This is a genomic window from Sediminicoccus rosea (assembly GCF_033547095.1).
Taxonomy (GTDB): Bacteria; Pseudomonadota; Alphaproteobacteria; order Acetobacterales; family Acetobacteraceae; genus Roseococcus; species Roseococcus rosea.
The window spans coordinates 3,211,291-3,227,828 of the sequence record NZ_CP137852.1; the positions used below are offsets into that span (position 1 = coordinate 3,211,291).

Here is a 16,538-nt window from a genome sequence, read left to right on the forward strand (position 1 = left end):
GCGCCCGCGCCACTTCCGCTTCATTGATACAAGCTGTTGATTTCACACGATTTTGTGAAGACATCTACAGCTTTACCGATGAAGAGGTGAAGAGTGGTGCACATATTGGCGCTGTTGCTCCTTCTCGTGCTGCCGGTTCAGGCGCGGGCGGTCGAGGCGGAGATCGAGGATGTGGTGGTGAACTCTGCGCGCCACGTCACGGCGCGGGAGAGCATCCCGGCCAGCACGGGCGCCAGCACCACGACGATGGACCGCGAGACGATCGAGCGCATGCCGCAGGGCAATGCGGCCTCGCTCAACCAGATCCTGCTGCAGGCGCCGGGCGTGGTGCAGGAAGCGCAGGGCGACCTGCATGTGCGCGGCGACCACCGCAACCTGCAATACCGCATCAATGGCGTGACCCTGCCCGAGGCGATCAGCGGCTTCGGCCAGATGTTCGACGCGCGGGCCCTGCGCTCCGTCTCGCTGCTGACGGGCGCGCTGCCGGCGCAATATGGCTACCGCACGGCGGGCATCGTGGAACTCACACTGCGCTCGGGCATCACCGACCCGGGTGGCAGCGTGGGAATCTATGGCGGCAGCTTCGGCACGGTGCAGCCCGCCCTCGCCTATGGCGGTGCCATCGGCCCCTTCGAGTATTTCCTCACGGGCAACTACCTGCAGAGCCAACGTGGCTTCGAGAACCCGACGGCGGCGCGGGATTCCATCAACAACGACACGCAGCAGATCCGCGGCATCGCGAATTTCGGCTACCAGCTCGACGACTTCACGCGCATCGCGGTGATCGGCGCCACCAACCAGTCGCGCTACCAGGTGCCCAATGTCCCGGGGCAGCCGCCGCAATTCACCGCCTTCGGACAGGAGCTCTACGAAAGTGCCGCGCTGCGCGCGCGGCAATGGCAGCGCTCCAGCTTCGGCGTGCTGGCGGTGCAGCACGCCCGCGACACCTGGGACCTCCAGGTGGCGGGCTTCCTGCGGCAGAGCTCCATCAACTACCTGCCCGACCTGGTGGGCGAGATGATCTTCAACGGCGCGGCAGCCGAGACGCGCAAGCGCAACACCACGATGGGCCTGCAGGTGGACGGCGTCTGGCGCGCCGCCACGAACCACACGATCCGCATGGGGCTCTATGCCTCGCGCGACGTGACGCAGAACGTCAGCAACTCGACGGTGCTGCCGCTCGGCGCGGATGGCGCGGCGCTGGATCAGCCCTTCACCATCCAGGAGCGCGGGCGCATCCAGGGCCAGCTCTACGGCCTCTATGCGCAGGACGAGTGGCGCATCACGGATGCGCTGACCTTCAACTATGGCGCGCGCTTCGACGTGATGCGCCAGCAGGTGGAGGCGAGCCAGCTCAGCCCGCGCGCCAACCTCGTCTGGCGCGCGAGCGAGGCGACCACCCTCTCCATCGGCTATGCGCGCTACTTCACGCCGCCGCCCTCCGAGCTGCTGACGGCGCCGGCGCTGGCGCTCTACGCCAACACCACGCTGGCGCCCGAGGTGCCGATCGCCTCGGCGCCCCGGCCGGAACGAGCGAATTACTACAACATCGCGATCCGCCAGCAGCTCGCCCCCAACTGGCAGGTCGGCGCGGATGCCTTCTACCGGGACGTGCAGGACATGCAGGACCTTGGCCAGTTCGGCAGCGCCTACATCTTCTCGCCCTACAATTACCGCGTGGGCCGGGTCTATGGCGTGGAGCTGACAACGAGCTACCGGGACGGGCCCTGGCTCGCCTATGCGAACCTGACGCTCTCCCGCTCCGAAGGGCGCGGCCTCGTCTCCAACCAGTATTTCTGGAGTGCCGCCGAGCTCGCGCAGGTGGAGAGCAAGTTCGTGCGGACGGATCACGACCAGCTCATCACCGGCTCGGCCGGCGTGAGCTGGCGCGGCTGGGAAGGGGGCACGCTCTCGGGCACGCTGGTCTATGGCAGCGGCATGCGGCGCGGCTTCGCCAACAGCGAGTCGGTGACACCCTATGCGACGGTGAATCTCGGCCTCGCCCAGCAATTCACGACGGTGGATGGCGGCACCTGGACCGCGCGGCTCGACCTCGTGAACCTGGCCGACCGTTCCTACCAGCTGCGCGACGGCACGGGCATCGGCGTGGGGGCGCCGCAATACGGCATGCGGCGCGGCATCTTCGCAGGGCTGAGCCGGGCGCTGTAACCGGGTTAGGGGCGGGCGGCGGGCGTGATGGTGAGGCTCATGCTCACCGCGGGCGCGGCCGCTGGCGCGGGGTCGGCCGGTGGCGCGGCGGGCGCGGCCCCCGGGTCATCCAGGGTGGAAAGCCCCTCCCCCTCCGCATTGCTGCGGCCGAGCTGGGCATCGCGCCGCTGGCGCACCACGCTGCGCAGCCGCGCGTAGTAGTCCAGGCTCTCGCTCCGCAGCGCGTCCAGGGTCTCGATGTTCTCGGCGCGGAGATCGAGGCCGCCCAGCGCGCCGCGGCCCACGCCCAGAAGCTGGGAGAGCGCGGCCGAGGTGGTGGCGCCGGTGACGAGGCCGACCGGGCTCGCCAGCGCATCCACGCCATCGCCCACCGCATCGCGCACCGTGGTCGGGCCGAAGACGGGCAGCATCAGGAAGGGTCCGTCCGGCACGCCCCAGGCATGCAGCGTCTGGCCGAAATCGCCGGTCCGCCGCTCGATGCCCGAGGCGGTGGCGACGTCGAAGAGGCCGAGGCCGCCCGCCGTGGAGTTGATGTAGAAGCGCATCAGCGTGTGGCCGGCATCCAGCAGCCGGCCCTGCAGCAGGTTGTTGGCGAGGATCACCGGCTCATTCAGGTTGCGCAGGAAGTTGCGCAGCGCGGTGCGCATGGGCGCGGGCACGGTGTCGCGATAGGCCTCGGCCGCCGGGCGGATGATGTTCTCGTCGAGGGCGGTGTTGAACTCGAGGACGGCCCGGTTCGATGCCTCGAAGGGGTCGGAGGGGTCGCTGCCGGGGGGGCCTTGGGTGGCGCAACCGGCCAGCAGGCCAGCCAGCAGGACCAGGGGCAGGGCCGCGGAGAGGATGGGCTTCACCCCCCTACTCTACCCGCCCCCCGGCGGCCGCGCGATAGTGCGCGGGTGACGTTGTATTTCGCCCTCTTGCCCTTTCTGCTCGCGCTGGCGGGCGCCGCGCAGGCGCTGCTGGCCAGCCGCGCCCTCCGCCGGCTGGCCGCGACGCGCCCGCCCGAAGGCCCTTGCCTGCCGGCGAGCCTGCTCAAGCCGCTGCATGGCGACGAGCCGGGCCTCGCCGAAAACCTCGCCGCCTGCCTGGCGCAGCGCCATGCCGCGCCCTTCGAGGTGGTCTTCGGCGCGGCCGACCCTGGCGATGCGGCGCTGCCGGTGGCCGCGGCCGCCATCGCGGCAAGCGCCACGCCGGCGCGGATCATGAGCGGGGGCGCGGTGCTGGGGGCGAACCGCAAGGTTTCGCAGTTGGTGCATCTCGCCGCCGTCGCGCGGCACGAGGCGCTGGTGGTGAGCGATGCCGACATGCGCTGCCCGCCCGAATGGCTGACGGCGGTGACGGCGCCACTGGCCATGCCGGGGGTGGGCCTCGTCACCTGCCTCTACCGCGGCGAGCCGGCCGATGGCGCGGCCTGGTCGCGCCTCGCGGCGCTCGGCATCGACTGGCACTTCCTGCCCAATGCCGCGCTGGGCGAGGCGATGGGCAAGGCCGAGGGCTGCTATGGCGCGACCATGGCGCTTTCGCGCGCCACCCTGGCGCGGATCGGCGGGTTCGAGCCGCTGCTGCCGCTGCTGGCCGATGATCATGCGCTGGGGGCGGCGGTGCGGGCGGCGGGGCTGAAGGTGGTGGTTTCGCCGGTCATTCCGGCTCATGTCATGTCTGAGAAAAGCCTTTCATCACTCTGGAATCATGAGGTTCGCTGGGCACGCACGGTGCGCCTGCTGAACCCGGCCGGCTATGCGGGGCTGGCGCTGACGCACCCCCTGGCCTGGGCGCTGATGGCGCTGGCCATCGCCCCGGGCACGCTCACGCTCGTGGGCGTGGCGCTGGTGCTGGCCGCGCGGCTCGCCCTGGCGCGCGGGGTGGATGGTGCGCTCGGCGTCGCGGGGGGCTGGCGACGCTGGGCCTGGCTGCCCCTGCGGGACCTGCTGTCGGCCGCGGTCTGGGTGGCGGGGCTTCGGGCGGGCGGCGTGGTCTGGGGCGCGCAGCGCTACCGTCTTGGCGCGGATGGCCGGATGGTGGAAACCGGCCGCACGCCATGAAACGCCTGATCTTCACCGCCGACGATCTCGGCCTCGCCCCCGAGACCAACGAGGCCATCGAGCGCGCCCATCGCGAGGGCGTGCTGACCGCGGCCAGCCTCATGGTGGGCGAGGCCGGCTTCGAGGAGGGGGTGCGCGTCGCCCGCGCCAATCCGGGCCTGGCCGTGGGCCTGCACCTCACGCTGACCGATGGCGTTCCGGTGCTGCCGGCGGCGCAGATCCCGGGGCTGACCCAGAAGAACGGCCGCTTCCGGGACGACATGGCCGCGCTTGGCCTGCTGCTGGCGCTCTCGCCCGTGGCGCGCGCGGAACTCGCGGCCGAGGTGGCGGCGCAGGTGGAGCGCTTCATGGCCACCGGCCTCGGCTGCGACCATGTGAACGCGCACAAGCACTACCACCTGCACCCGCTGATCGCGGCGGCACTGATGCAGGCGGCGGCGGGTGCGGGGGTACGCTGCATCCGCCTGCCCTGGGAGCCGCAGGCGCTGGTGCGCGCGGTGGACCCGGCCAGCCCGCGCACGGCGGAATGGGCGCTCGGGCCCTGGTGCCGCACGCTGCGGCGGCGGGCGCTGAACTGGAACCTGATGGCGCCCGACCGCGTGGTGGGCCTCGCCTGGTCCGGGCATTTCGGCACGGCGCGGCTGCGGGGCGTGCTGCCGCGCCTGCCGGATGGCGTGACGGAGCTCTATTTCCACCCTGCCGTGGCGGGCGGATTCCCGGGCAGCGCGGCCGGCTACGACTATACGGGCGAGCTGGCGGCCCTGTGCGACCCAGCCGTGGGCGAGGCGCTGGCCGGCGTCGAACGCGGCGGCTACGCGGCCATGCTCTTGCCGAAACCGCTTCCCCCCCTCAGTTGAGGCGCTGGTCTTCCCCGCACGAGGTTCCCTTTGCTCCCGATCCGCCAGGATATCCCCCGCCGCGCCCTTGTGACGGGCGGGGCCAAGCGGCTTGGCCGCGCCATCTGCCTGGCCCTGGCCGAAGCCGGCTTCGACATCGCGATCCACTACAACAGCTCGGCCGCCGAGGCGGAGGCACTGGCGGAGGAGATCCGCGCCTGGGGGCGCCAGGCCACCACGGTCCAGGCCGACCTGATGCGGGAGGCCGAGGTGGGTAGCTTGGTGGCCCGCGCCACCGGGGCGCTCGGGCCGCTCGGGGTGCTGGTCAACAATGCCAGCACCTTCGAGCGCGATGAGTGGCACGACGCGACGCGCGAGAGCTGGGACCTCCACATCGAGCCCAACCTGCGCGCGCCCTTCCGGCTGATGCAGGATTTCGCCCGGGCGCTGACCGCGCCGCAGCATGGCGTGATCCTCAACATGCTCGACCAGCGGGTGATGTCGCTGACGCCGCATTTCGTGAGCTACACCGTCTCCAAGGCTGGGCTCTGGGCGCTGACGCAGCAGATGGCCCTGGCGCTGGCGCCGCGCATCCGCGTGGTGGGCATCGGCCCGGGCCCTGCCCTGCCGAGTCCGCGCCAGAGCCAGGCGCAGTTCGAGCGCCAATGCGCCTCGGTCCCGCTCGCACGCGGCACCTCGCCGGCGGAGATCGCGGCGGCGGTCATGGCGCTGCTCAGCCTCTCCTCCGTGACCGGGCAGGTGATCCATCTGGATGGCGGGCAGCACCTGCAATGGTCGCCGGCCGGCGGGGCGGCGCCTGAGGAATAGGCGGGCGGCGCCCTTGGTGCTACGTCGCCTTCTCGATCAATCGGATGCCGACAGCCCCGCATGAGTTCCCCCACGCCCCGCATCCGCAAGGTCTTCGTCCGCGGGCTGGAGTTGCAGGCCCGGCTCGGCGTCTATGCCCACGAAAAGGTGGGGCCTCAGCGCATCCGCATGCATATCGAGTTGGACGTGGTGGATGAGAGCGCGGCCATCGGCATCGGGCCCGACAACCTCGAGCGCGTGGTGGATTACGGGCACCTCGTGCACGCGGCCCGCGCCGCCGTCGCCGAGGGCCATGTGCTGCTGGTCGAGACCCTGGCGGAGACGGTCGCCGAAATCGCGCTGCGCGATGCCAGGGTCCTGCATGCCCGTGTCTCGATCGAGAAGCCGGATGCCTTCGCCGATGCCGAGAGCGTGGGCGTGACAGTGGAGCGGGAGCGGGTCTAAATCGAAGTCAAGTCTTTACGGCTCTTCGGACGAAGAATCATCCACTGCCCGAGGGCTCAACTCCCGACCCACTGAATCTACAATACTTTCTTCATCAAGTTAACACATTCCCGCCCCAGTTTCGCGTCTGAAATCAATAAATTCAATGAGTTGCTCCTTTGCCCATTCTCAAGGCAATGCGAGGTGAACCCAGGCGTAAGGCCGGTCTCCCTGGCGTCGGGCCGGCATCACCCACAGAGTTATCCACAGGATCCGGGGATTGTTTCGTAGGGCCTTGGGCATCAGGCCCGGCCCGGCTTGAGGGACCGGCTCCGCCCCGGTAAGCGCAGCACCATGGAATCCGCCGATCCGCCCGAGGCAGTCCCGCTGAGCGGCCTCGCCGTGCTCGAGGCGGCGCTGCCCAACCTGCCGCTCTCGCCCGGCGTCTATCGCATGCTCGATGCCAAGGGGGATGTCCTCTACGTCGGCAAGGCACGGGCCATCCGCAAGCGCGTCACCAGCTACACCCAGGTCGCGCGCCTGCCCGAGCGGCTGCGACGGATGGTGCACGAGACACGCCGCGTCGAGGTCATCACCACCGCCTCCGAGGCGGAGGCGCTGCTGCTGGAAGCGAACCTCATCAAGAAGCTGAGGCCGCGCTACAACATCGTCCTCCGCGACGACAAATCCTATCCCTGGCTCGTCGTCACGGATGACCACCCCTTCCCGCAGATCGCCAAGCATCGCGGCGAGCGGCGCAAGGGCGCGAGCTACTACGGCCCCTTCGCCAGCGTCTGGGCGGTGAACCAGACCATCACGGCGCTGCAGCGCGTCTTTCTGCTGCGCACCTGCCGCGACACGGTGTTCGATACGCGCGACCGCCCCTGCCTGCTGCACCAGATCAAGCGCTGCTCCGCCCCCTGCGTCGAGCGCATCAGCGCCCAGGACTACGGCGCGCTGGTGGCCGAGGCGAAGGAATTCCTGGCGGGCGAGGTGCCGAGCATCCAGAAGCGCCTCGCCGCCGAGATGGAGGAAGCGGCCGAGCGCCTGGAGTTCGAGCGCGCCGCCGCGTTGCGCGACCGCATCCGCGGGCTGACCCATGTGCAGGGCACGAGCCGCATCAACCTCGACGGTGTCGGCGATGCCGATGTGGTGGCGCTGCACATGGCGGCCGGCCAGTCCTGCGTGCAGGTCTTCTTCTTCCGGGGCGGGCGCAACAACGGCAACCGCCCCTATTTCCTCACGCACTCCAAGAGCGACATCACGCCCGAGGAGGTGCTGGGCAGCTTCCTCGGCCAGCTCTACGACGACCTGCCACCGCCGCCCCTGGTCCTGCTCAGCCATGAGGTGCCCGACGCGGCGCTGATCGCCGAGGCGCTCTCCATCAAGGCGCAGGCCGCGCGCGGCGGCCGCAAGGTGGAACTGCACCGCCCGCAACGCGGCGAGAAGCGCGACATCGTGAACCACGCCGAGACCAATGCGCGCGAGGCGCTGGAGCGCCGCCTCGCCGAATCGACGGCGCAGGGCCAGCTGCTGGAGGGCGTGCAGCGCCTCTTCGACCTGCCGGAGCGGCCCGAGCGCATCGAGGTCTATGACAACAGCCACATGATGGGCACCAACGCCTATGGCGCGATGATCGTGGGCGGCCCCTCGGGCTTCATGAAATCGGCCTATCGCAAGTTCTCCATCAAGGAGGCCAAGCCCGCAGATGGCTCCGCGCCCCGTGGGGGCGACGACTTCGCCATGATGCGCGAGGTGCTGGAACGCCGCTTCGGCCGCGCCCTGAAGGAGGACCCGGCCCGCACCGAGGAGGGCTGGCCCGACCTTGTCATCATCGATGGCGGCCAGGGCCAGCTTTCGGCGGCGAGTGCGGTGATGGCGGAACTCGGCCTGGAGGACATCCCCCTGGTCGCCATCGCCAAAGGCGTGGACCGCGACGCGGGCCGCGAATGGTTCCACATGGCCGGGCGCGAGGCGTTCCAGCTGCCGCCGCGCGACCCCGTCCTCTATTATCTGCAGCGCCTGCGGGACGAGGCGCACCGCTTCGTCATCGGCACGCACCGCGCGGGCCGTGCCAAATCCCTGACCAGATCCGAACTGGACGACGTGCCCGGCGTCGGCCCCAAGGTGAAGCGGGAGCTGCTCAACCACTTCGGCTCGGCCCGCGGGGTGCGCCAGGCGAGCGAGGCGGACCTAGGCAATTGCCCTGGCGTCGGCCCGGCCCTGGCCCGGCGGATATATGAGCATTTCCACCTTGGCGCCGGCCAAGCTACATAGACGCCGTGCCGACCGACCTTCCCAACCTCCTCACCCTCTCGCGGATCCTGGCGATTCCGCTGCTGGTGGTGTTCGTCGCGATTCGCGCCCCCTGGGCCGACATGGCGGCCTGCGCGCTGTTCTCGGCCGCCGCCATCACCGACTACTTCGACGGCAAGATCGCGCGCGACCGCAAGATCGTCTCCGATTTCGGCCGCATGCTGGACCCGATCGCGGACAAGCTGCTGGTCGGCGCGGCGCTGATGCTGCTGGCCGGCTTCGACCGCCTGCCCAATTGGGCGCTGCTGCCGGCCATCGTCATCATGCTGCGCGAGATCCTCGTCTCGGGCCTGCGCGAATACCTGGCCGGGATCAATTTCGGCCTGCCGGTCACGGCGCTCGCCAAGTGGAAGACGGGCTTCCAGATGGGCGCGCTCGGCACGCTGCTGGCGGGCGACACCGGCGCCGCCGTGATCGGCCTCGGCTTCCTGCCCGTCTCGCTGATCGGCGAACTCATGCTCTGGACCGCGGCCGCGCTCACGCTGGTCACCGGCTGGGACTATCTCGCGGCCGGGCTGCGCCATGTGGCGCGCGAGGCGCCGCCTCACAATTCGTCACCCGTGAACCACATGGAGCGGCCTTGAGATCGCGCCGCACCCGACGCATCTTGCAGTGCAAGATGTCCTTCCGCTCCAGGAGTCACGAATGCGCTTGAAGCTCTCGGCGTTCAGGGCGGCTGCCCTGCTGACCGCCACGGTTGCGCTGGCGGGCTGCAGCAATGTCGAGTCGGGCATCGCCGGCGTGCAGCGCAGCCTGTCGGGCACCTATGACCGCTTCGGGCCGAACTGGGGCGGCATGCGCCCCGCCATGCCGACAGAGAGCCTGACCGTGCAGCGCATCCGCGGCGCCGCCGATCCGCTCGAGCCGCTGCGCCCCGAGCCCGGCGATGTCTGGCCGGTCGAGGAAGGCCCGCGCGCCACCCTCGCCAACCCGGAGGAGGCGCTGCGCGGCGTCCGCACGAGCGAAGCGCCCCCGCCCCGCACGCGCGGCAGCAGCAGCGCCTTCGAGAACGCGCCCGGCGCCGCGCCGCCCGTCATGTCGCCCATCTTCGAGGCGCCCACGCCCCCGCCGCGCGCCAACCGCACCGATGGCGCCACCGCGCCGGGCCAGGTCTTCCAGACGCCGCAGGGCGGCGTCGTGGGCACCGGCGGCGCGGGCAATGTGCAGTCCACCGTCTCGCCCCGCGGCTCGGGCCTCGCCATTCGCGACGGCGCCACCACCACGCTGTTCGGCCCCGATGGCCGCGCGCAGCAGGTGCCGACGCCGCGCTGAGCCATGCAGATCCTGTATTTCGCCTGGGTGCGCGAGAAGATCGGCCGCGCCGGTGAGGAGCTGGCCCTGCCCGCCGGCATCGCCGATGTGGGCGGGCTGATGCGGCACCTCGCCACGCTCGGCCCGGGCCATGCGGCGGCCTTCGCCAACCCCACGGCCATCCGCGCCGCCGTGAACCAGGACTTCGCCGCCCTGACCGATCCGGTCACGGACCGCGACGAGGTTGCCTTCTTCCCGCCCGTGACCGGTGGCTGAGGAGGGCGGCTGAACATGGCGCGCATCGCCGTCCAGGAAGCGCCCTTCGACATCGCCGCCGAGACGGCGCGCCTGACCGAGGGCCGCGCCGATATCGGCGCGGTGGCGAGCTTCACCGGGATCTGCCGCGCCGATGACGGCCTCGCCGCGATGGTGCTTGAGCATTATCCCGGCATGACCGAGCGCGCGCTCGCGAAGATCGCGGCCGAGGCCGAATCGCGCTGGCCGCTGACCGGCTGCACCGTGATCCATCGCGTGGGCCGCCTGGAGCCAGGCGCGCCCATCGTGCTGGTGCTGACGGCGAGCGGCCATCGCCAGGCGGCGCTGGAGGCCTGTGCCTTCCTGATGGACTGGCTGAAGACCAAGGCGCCCTTCTGGAAGCGCGAGGAATTCACGGAAGGCCACGCCCGCTGGGTCGAGGCGCGCAGCGAGGACGACGCCGCCGCCGGACGTTGGTAGAGGGGCGGTGGTGATGCACCTCGCCGCCATCCTGGCCGGCGGGCTGATCCTGCTCTGGCCGGCCTTCTTCAACGGCTATCCGCTGCTCTTCAGCGACAGCGGCGCCTTCCTGGCGCAGACCGTCGTGCCGCTGATGATCTGGGACAAGCCCTGGATCTACGGCCCCTTCGCCTGGATCTTCCACCAGCATGTCTCGCTCTGGGGGACCATCCTCGCGCAGGGGGCGATCGTCTCGCACCTGCTCTGGCTGCTGGCGCGGGTGCTCGGGCGTGCGACGCCGCTGCGGCACCTCACGCTCTGCGCGGGGCTCGCGCTGCTGACCACCCTGCCCTGGTCGGCCGCGCTGGTGATGCCGGACATCCTCGCACCCGTCGCGGTGCTGGCGGCGGTGCTGCTCGGCTGGGCATGGGCGGCGCTGGGCCCGGGCGAGCGGCTCTGGCTCATCCTGCTCGGCAGCGTCGCGACGGCGGCGCATCTCTCGCACCTGCCGGTGATGCTGGCGCTGGTGGTCCTGGCCCTGCTGCCGCGCCTGCGCTGGTGGCGCGGCCTCGCCGTGGCGATGCCGCTGCTGGGCGCGATCCTGCTGCTGCTGGCCACCAACATCGCGGGGCATGGGCGCATCGCCCTCTCACCCTATGGCAGCAGCTTCCTGCTCGCGCGGCTGATCGCCGACGGGCCGGCCGCGCGGACCATCGCCGCGCGCTGCCCGGAGGCGGGCTGGTATCTCTGCGCCTTCACCGACCGCCTGCCGATGGATGCCGACACCTTCCTTTGGGCGCCCGACAGCCCGGTGAACCGGGCCCCCGAGGGCACACCCATCTTCCTGGGCGGCATGCTCCTGGCGCCCGAGGCCGGCGCCATCATCGCCGAGACCCTGTGGCGCGAACCCTGGGCCGTGCTGCAAGCGGGGCTGGGCAATGGGGGGCGGCAATTGGTCACGGCCGGCATCGGCGACATCCTGGACAACCGGCATCTCGGGCTGGCGGTGCGCCCACGCCTGGTCCAGGGCTTCCCGCCGAGCGAGGCGGCCGCCTTCGACGCCGCACGCCAGCAGGGGCCGGAGCTGGCCGAAGCCGGGCGCGCCATCGCCTGGCTGCACCCGCTGGTGCTGCTGCTCAGCCTGCCCCTGCTCGCCTGGGGCTGGCTGCGCGGGGATGCGCGGATGCGCGGCGTGCTGCTGGCGCTGGTGGTGGCGGTGCTGGCCAATGCCTGGGCGACGGGCGGGCTTTCGGGCGTGCATGCGCGCTACCAGGCGCGCATCGCCTGGCTGCTGCCGCTCGGCGCCTGGCTGGCCCTGCCCTGGCGGCGCTGAATTCGCGCGCGGATCAAAGCCGCGCGGCCACCCCGCTCACGCCCGTCGCGAATTCGAGCTGCGCCAGCGCCGTCAGATAGGCGGCGCGGGCATTGTTCGCACCGACGCGCGTGGCATTCAGCGTGCGCAGCGCGTCCAGCACGTCGAGCAGCGAGCGGCCGCCGGCGAGATAGGCCTGCTCGGCGCTGCGATAGGCCAGCTCGGCCCGGTTCAGCGCGCCGCCGGTGTAGAGGCGCAGCAGCGCGCGGGACTGCTCGTAGGCCGCCCAGGCGGTGGCGAAATCGGCCCGGCCCTGTAGCAACGCGGCGCGCGCCTGCGCCTCCAGCTGCGCCTGCTGTCCCGCCGCCGTGCCGACCTGCCCGGTCACGATCTGGTTGGTGAAGAGCGGCACGGAGAGGCTGAAGGTGAACTGGTTGGTGGCGTTCAGCGGCTGCGAGGCGCTGGGCAGGTCCTGCGAGAGGCGCGAGCGGCTCCAGCCACCGTTCAGGGTCACGTCGCGCCAGCGCTGCGCTTCCGCGAGGCTGGTATTCGCCGCGCCCGCGGTCGCGGCGCGCGCGGCGGCCACCACATCGGCGCGGTTCTGCACCGCCTCGGCCAGCTCCTCGCGCGTCGCACCCGGCGTCGGCATGGCGTCGAAGCGGCCGCGCACGTCGAGCGCCACGGGCGGCAGCGCTGCGGTGGTCGCGTTGCGCGTGGCGGGCGCGCTGAAGGCGGCGGCGTCCATCGCCAGAACGACAGCCACCTGCGCGACGGCGGCCGCGTAGTTCTGCGCCGCATTGGTGACGTCGGCCTCGAAGGGCAGCCGGCTCGCCTGGAAGCGCAGCAGGTCGCCCTCGGGCAGCGCGCCATCCTGCAATTGCCGGCGCAGCAGCGCCTCGGTGCGGTCCAGGCTGCCCCGATTGGCGAGCGCCACCTCGAGATTGGCGCGTGCCGCCAGCGCCGCGATGAAGGCCTGGCGGAGCTGGAAGAACTGGCCGCGCAGCGCATCCAGCACCTGCGCCTCGGCCACCGCGATGTTCTGCTCGGCCAGGCGCGTGCGCAGCGTGCGCTTGCCGCCCGTCTCGATCAGCACGGTGAGGCCGAGGGCGATGTTGTTCGAGGGGCTGATGAAGCGCGCCCCCTCGATCCGGTTGTTGCTCTGCGTGCTGTTGAACTCGGCGAAGTTGTTGCCGACCGTGACCGAGGGCGGCGGCAGGGAGGAGGCGACGAGGCGCTGCGCGCGCACCGCATCCACCCCGCGCTGCGCCGCGATGACGTTGAGGTTGCGCTCCAGCAGCATCCGCTCCGCCTGGTCGAGCGAGATCACGCGCGTGCCGGCGGGCAGCGGCAGCGGCGCCATGCCGGGGCCGGCGGCGCGCGCCGGGCGGGCGGTGGGCGACGCGGCGGGCGCGGCCACGGTGGGCGGGGTCTGCGCCCATGCGGGCGCGGCCAGCAGCAGCAGCGCCAGCGAGGGGGTGAGGCGCATCATGCCGGCAGCCCCGCGCGCTCACGCCGCGCCGCCAGCGCCGCCTCCTGCCGCGCGAGGTCGGCCGGGCGGCCCAGCAGGTCGATCAGCGCCGGGAACACCACCAGGATGAAGACCGGCACGAGGCCGATGCCACCCACCACGACGATGGCGAGCGGCTTGGTGACGTCCGCGCCGATGCCGGTCGCCAGCGCCATGGGCAGCAGGCCGAAGAAGCTCGCGAAGCAGGTCATGAAGACCGGGCGCAGCCGGTCCTGGCCGGATTGGTCGAGGGCGGCACGCCAGGGCATCCCCTCATGCCGCAGGTGGTTGAAGTGGGCGAGCAGGATGATCCCCTCCATCACGGTGATGCCGAAGAGCGCCAGGAAACCGATGGCGGCCGGCACCGAGAAGTTCAGACCCGCCGCCCCCAGCGCCAGGATGCCACCGACCAGCGACATCGGCACCATGGCCATGACCAGCAGCATCTCCCGGATGTTGCCGAACTGCACGTAGAGCAGGATCATGATGATGATCAGCGCGACGGGCACGATCATCAGCAGGCGCTTCACCGCCTCCTGCAGGTTGCGGAACTCGCCCACCCAGTCGAGGCGATAGCCGGGCGGCAGCTGCACCTCGCGCTGCACCAGGGCCTGCGCCTCCAGCACGGCACTCGCCGGATCGCGGCCGCGGACCGAGAAGCGGATGGGCACGTAGCGGCTGCCATCCTCGCGATAGACATAGGCCGTGCCCGAGACGAGCTGGATGGACGCGACATCGGCCAGCACCGCGCCGCGCGGCCCGCCCACCGGGATGCGGCCGATGGCGTCGAGGCTGTTGCGATAGGGCTCGGCCAGGCGCACCACGATGGGGAAGTTGCGGTCACCCCCCGGCTCGTAGAGGCGCCCCGCCTCGCGCCCGCCGATCGCCGCCTGGATCACGTCGTTGATCTCCTCCACGCGCAGGCCGAAGCGGGCGGCGCGCGCGCGATCGATGGTGACCGAGACGGTGGGCTGGCCGAGCGTGGGAAAGACCGCGATGTCGGTCAGGCCCCGCACCTGCGTCAGCAGCCCGCGGATCTGTTCCGCGCGGGCCGTCAGCACGTCGAGCTCGGTGCCGAAGACCTTGATGGCATTCGCCCCCTTCACGCCCGAGGCCGCCTCCTGGACGTTGTCGCTGATCGCCTGGGCGAAGCTGAACTGCACGCCGAGGAACCGTTCGGAGAGGCGGGCGTTGATCGCCGCCACCAGGCCATCGCGGTTGCGCGCGGTGGTCCAGCGCTCGGGCGGCAGGAGGGGCATGAAGAACTCGGCATTGAAGAAGCCGGCCGGGTCGGTGCCGTCATCCGGGCGGCCCTGCTGCGAGGTGACGGTGATGGCCTCGGGGAATTCCATCAGCGTGGCGCGGATGCCCTGCACCGTCGCGTGCCCCTCCTCCAGGGAGATGGTGCCCGGCATGGTGGCGCGGACCCAGAGGTTGCCCTCCTCCAGCGTCGGCAGGAATTCGGCGCCAAGCAGCGAGAGCACGAAGATCGAGACGGCGACCAGGATGGCGGCGACCGTCAGCGCGAAGGCGCGGGCCGCCATCGCCGCCTGGTAGAGCTTGGCATAGGACCAGCGCAGCGCGCGGACCAGCGGCGTGTCGCGCTCCTGGCTGTTCTCGCTCAGCAGCACGGCGGACAGCGCCGGGACGATGGTGAAGGCCGCGATCAGCGAGCCCGCGATGGCATAGGCGTAGGTCTTGGCCATCGGGCCGAAGATGCGCCCCTCGATGCCGCCCATCGTGAAGAGCGGGATGAAGGCGACGATGACGATGAGCAGCGCGAAGAGGATGGGCTTGCCCACCTCGCTGCCCGCGCGGAGGATGATGAGCGAGATGCCGGACAACCCGCCCGCCGCCTGCCCGCCCGCATAGAGATGCGGGTTGCGCCGCGCCATGGCGAGGTGGCGGTAGATGTTCTCCACCATGATGATGGTCGCATCCACCAGCAGCCCGAAATCCAGCGCGCCGATGCTGAGCAGGTTGGCGCTCTCGCCGCGGGCCAGGATCACCAGCACGGCGAAGAAGAAGGCGAAGGGAATGGTGGCGGCGACGACGATGGCGCCCCTGAGATCACCCAGGAAGAGCCACTGGATGACGAGGATGAGCACCACGCCCACGATGATGTTGTGCACCACCATGTGCGTCGCGAGCTTCACCAGTTCCTCGCGGTCATAGATGGGCACGATGCGCACGCCCGGCGGCAGGATGCCGCCCGCATTGATGCGCGCGACCTCGGCCTGCACGCCATGGATGGTAGGCAGCGTCTGCTCGCCGCGCCGCATCAGCACGGTGGCCAGCACCACATCCTCATCCCTCTCATGTCCCGCGATGCCGAGGCGCGGCAGCGCGCCGATCTCGATGGTCGCGACATCGGAGAGCAGCACGGGCGTGCCATCGCTCGATGCGCTGAGGACGATGTTGCGGATGTCGTCCAGGCTGCGGATCAGGCCGATGCCCTGCACCACCGCGGCCTGCGGGCCGATCTGGATGGTGCCCGCCCCCACCGTCGCGTTGCCGCTGCGCACCGCCTCGATCACCGCCGGCAATTGCAGGCCGAAGGCGTTGAGGCGCGGCAGGTCGATGGTGACGGAGTAGGATTTGCTGCGGCCGCCGAAGCTCGTCACATCCACCACGCCGGGCACGCGCTTGAAGCGCCGCTCCAGCACCCATTCCTGCAGCACCTTCAGGTCATCGGGCGAGAAGCCGGGCGGGCCCACGACGCGGTAGCGCATGATCTCCCCGATGGGCGAGAGCGGGCTGATGGTGGGGTTGGCGCCATCCGGCAGGTCGCGCAGGACGGCGAGGCGGTTCAGCACCTGCTGCAGCGCCTGCTCATAGGTGTAGGCGAAGGTGAACTGCACCCGCACGTCGGACAGGCCGAAGAGGCTGGTCGAGCGGATCGAGTTCAGGTTGGGCAGCCCCGCCATTGCGAGCTCCACCGGGATGGAGACGTAGCGCTCGATCTCCTCGGCCGATTGCCCGGGGTTCTGCGTGATGATGACGACCTGCGGCGGCACCGGGTCCGGATAGGCCTCGATGTTCAGCTTCAGGAAGCCATAGGCGCCCACCGCCACGAAGGCGATGAAGAGCAGGATGACCAGCGCCCGCTGCTGCAGCGAAATGGCGACGATTTGACGCAT

The 16,538-nt window shown here is 70.9% G+C and carries 14 protein-coding genes; 11 read left to right on the forward strand and 3 right to left on the reverse strand.

Translation table 11 applies throughout. The features are described from left to right. The first annotated feature begins 114 nt into the window (after nucleotides 1-114). Nucleotides 115-2,169, forward strand: a complete 2,055-nt coding sequence (locus R9Z33_RS15525; protein ID WP_318647487.1) for a TonB-dependent receptor — start codon at nucleotides 115-117, stop codon at nucleotides 2,167-2,169. 5 nt (nucleotides 2,170-2,174) lie between these two features. Here the strand turns inward: R9Z33_RS15525 and R9Z33_RS15530 are convergent, their stop codons facing one another. Continuing rightward, nucleotides 2,175-3,020: an MlaA family lipoprotein gene (locus R9Z33_RS15530; RefSeq protein WP_318647488.1), complete on the reverse strand. Its 846-nt coding sequence runs from the start codon at nucleotides 3,018-3,020 to the stop codon at nucleotides 2,175-2,177. Nucleotides 3,021-3,086: 66 nt separating this feature from the next. On the opposite strand from R9Z33_RS15530, the gene hpnI reads away from it, so the two are divergent. The 10 genes from hpnI to R9Z33_RS15580 all read left to right on the forward strand — a co-directional run bounded on the left by hpnI (nucleotide 3,087) and on the right by R9Z33_RS15580 (nucleotide 11,912). Next, a complete protein-coding gene (gene hpnI, locus R9Z33_RS15535; RefSeq protein ID WP_318647489.1) occupies nucleotides 3,087-4,211 on the forward strand; it encodes a bacteriohopanetetrol glucosamine biosynthesis glycosyltransferase HpnI in 1,125 nt (374 codons plus the stop codon). Further along, complete coding sequence (hpnK, locus tag R9Z33_RS15540; RefSeq protein ID WP_318647490.1) at nucleotides 4,208-5,068, forward strand: hopanoid biosynthesis-associated protein HpnK; 861 nt, start codon at nucleotides 4,208-4,210, stop codon at nucleotides 5,066-5,068. The genes hpnI and hpnK overlap by 4 nt, the downstream gene beginning before the upstream one ends. 30 nt (nucleotides 5,069-5,098) lie before the next feature. Beyond that, nucleotides 5,099-5,875, forward strand: coding sequence for an SDR family oxidoreductase (locus R9Z33_RS15545; protein WP_318647491.1), 777 nt, complete (start codon nucleotides 5,099-5,101; stop codon nucleotides 5,873-5,875). A gap of 60 nt (nucleotides 5,876-5,935) precedes the next feature. Further along, nucleotides 5,936-6,319 (forward strand): dihydroneopterin aldolase, encoded by a 384-nt coding sequence (gene folB, locus R9Z33_RS15550; protein WP_318647492.1) that lies wholly within the window; start codon nucleotides 5,936-5,938, stop codon nucleotides 6,317-6,319. A 333-nt stretch (nucleotides 6,320-6,652) separates the two neighbouring features. Next, complete coding sequence (gene uvrC, locus R9Z33_RS15555; protein ID WP_318647493.1) at nucleotides 6,653-8,575, forward strand: excinuclease ABC subunit UvrC; 1,923 nt, start codon at nucleotides 6,653-6,655, stop codon at nucleotides 8,573-8,575. Between the two features lie 5 nt (nucleotides 8,576-8,580). Beyond that, nucleotides 8,581-9,198, forward strand: coding sequence for a CDP-diacylglycerol--glycerol-3-phosphate 3-phosphatidyltransferase (pgsA, locus tag R9Z33_RS15560; RefSeq protein WP_318647494.1), 618 nt, complete (start codon nucleotides 8,581-8,583; stop codon nucleotides 9,196-9,198). A 61-nt stretch (nucleotides 9,199-9,259) separates the two neighbouring features. Next, nucleotides 9,260-9,886: a hypothetical protein gene (locus tag R9Z33_RS15565; RefSeq protein WP_318647495.1), complete on the forward strand. Its 627-nt coding sequence runs from the start codon at nucleotides 9,260-9,262 to the stop codon at nucleotides 9,884-9,886. A 3-nt stretch (nucleotides 9,887-9,889) separates the two neighbouring features. After that, nucleotides 9,890-10,141 carry a molybdopterin converting factor subunit 1 gene (gene moaD / locus R9Z33_RS15570; protein WP_318647496.1) on the forward strand — a complete coding sequence of 84 codons (252 nt, stop codon included), beginning with the start codon at nucleotides 9,890-9,892 and terminating at the stop codon, nucleotides 10,139-10,141. 15 nt (nucleotides 10,142-10,156) lie between these two features. Continuing rightward, nucleotides 10,157-10,600 (forward strand): molybdenum cofactor biosynthesis protein MoaE, encoded by a 444-nt coding sequence (locus R9Z33_RS15575; RefSeq protein WP_318647497.1) that lies wholly within the window; start codon nucleotides 10,157-10,159, stop codon nucleotides 10,598-10,600. 13 nt (nucleotides 10,601-10,613) lie between these two features. Next, nucleotides 10,614-11,912, forward strand: coding sequence for a hypothetical protein (locus R9Z33_RS15580; protein WP_318647498.1), 1,299 nt, complete (start codon nucleotides 10,614-10,616; stop codon nucleotides 11,910-11,912). A gap of 13 nt (nucleotides 11,913-11,925) precedes the next feature. Here R9Z33_RS15580 and R9Z33_RS15585 read toward each other — a convergent pair whose 3' ends face one another. Beyond that, nucleotides 11,926-13,380 carry a TolC family protein gene (locus R9Z33_RS15585; protein ID WP_318647499.1) on the reverse strand — a complete coding sequence of 485 codons (1,455 nt, stop codon included), beginning with the start codon at nucleotides 13,378-13,380 and terminating at the stop codon, nucleotides 11,926-11,928. Further along, complete coding sequence (locus tag R9Z33_RS15590; protein WP_318647500.1) at nucleotides 13,377-16,538, reverse strand: efflux RND transporter permease subunit; 3,162 nt, start codon at nucleotides 16,536-16,538, stop codon at nucleotides 13,377-13,379. Before R9Z33_RS15590 ends, R9Z33_RS15585 begins: the two co-directional genes overlap by 4 nt.

Bases quoted from the DNA above. Each gene is read 5' to 3' on its own strand.
- hpnK (WP_318647490.1), top strand. From the start codon at position 4,208: ATGAAACGCCTGATCTTCACCGCCGACGATCTCGGCCTCGCCCCCGAG.
- folB (WP_318647492.1), top strand. From the start codon at position 5,936: ATGAGTTCCCCCACGCCCCGCATCCGCAAGGTCTTCGTCCGCGGGCTG.
- uvrC (WP_318647493.1), top strand. From the start codon at position 6,653: ATGGAATCCGCCGATCCGCCCGAGGCAGTCCCGCTGAGCGGCCTCGCC.
- R9Z33_RS15565 (WP_318647495.1), top strand. From the start codon at position 9,260: ATGCGCTTGAAGCTCTCGGCGTTCAGGGCGGCTGCCCTGCTGACCGCC.
- moaD (WP_318647496.1), top strand. From the start codon at position 9,890: ATGCAGATCCTGTATTTCGCCTGGGTGCGCGAGAAGATCGGCCGCGCC.
- R9Z33_RS15575 (WP_318647497.1), top strand. From the start codon at position 10,157: ATGGCGCGCATCGCCGTCCAGGAAGCGCCCTTCGACATCGCCGCCGAG.
- R9Z33_RS15580 (WP_318647498.1), top strand. From the start codon at position 10,614: ATGCACCTCGCCGCCATCCTGGCCGGCGGGCTGATCCTGCTCTGGCCG.
- R9Z33_RS15585 (WP_318647499.1), bottom strand. From the start codon at position 13,380: ATGATGCGCCTCACCCCCTCGCTGGCGCTGCTGCTGCTGGCCGCGCCC.
- R9Z33_RS15590 (WP_318647500.1), bottom strand. From the start codon at position 16,538: ATGCGTCAAATCGTCGCCATTTCGCTGCAGCAGCGGGCGCTGGTCATC.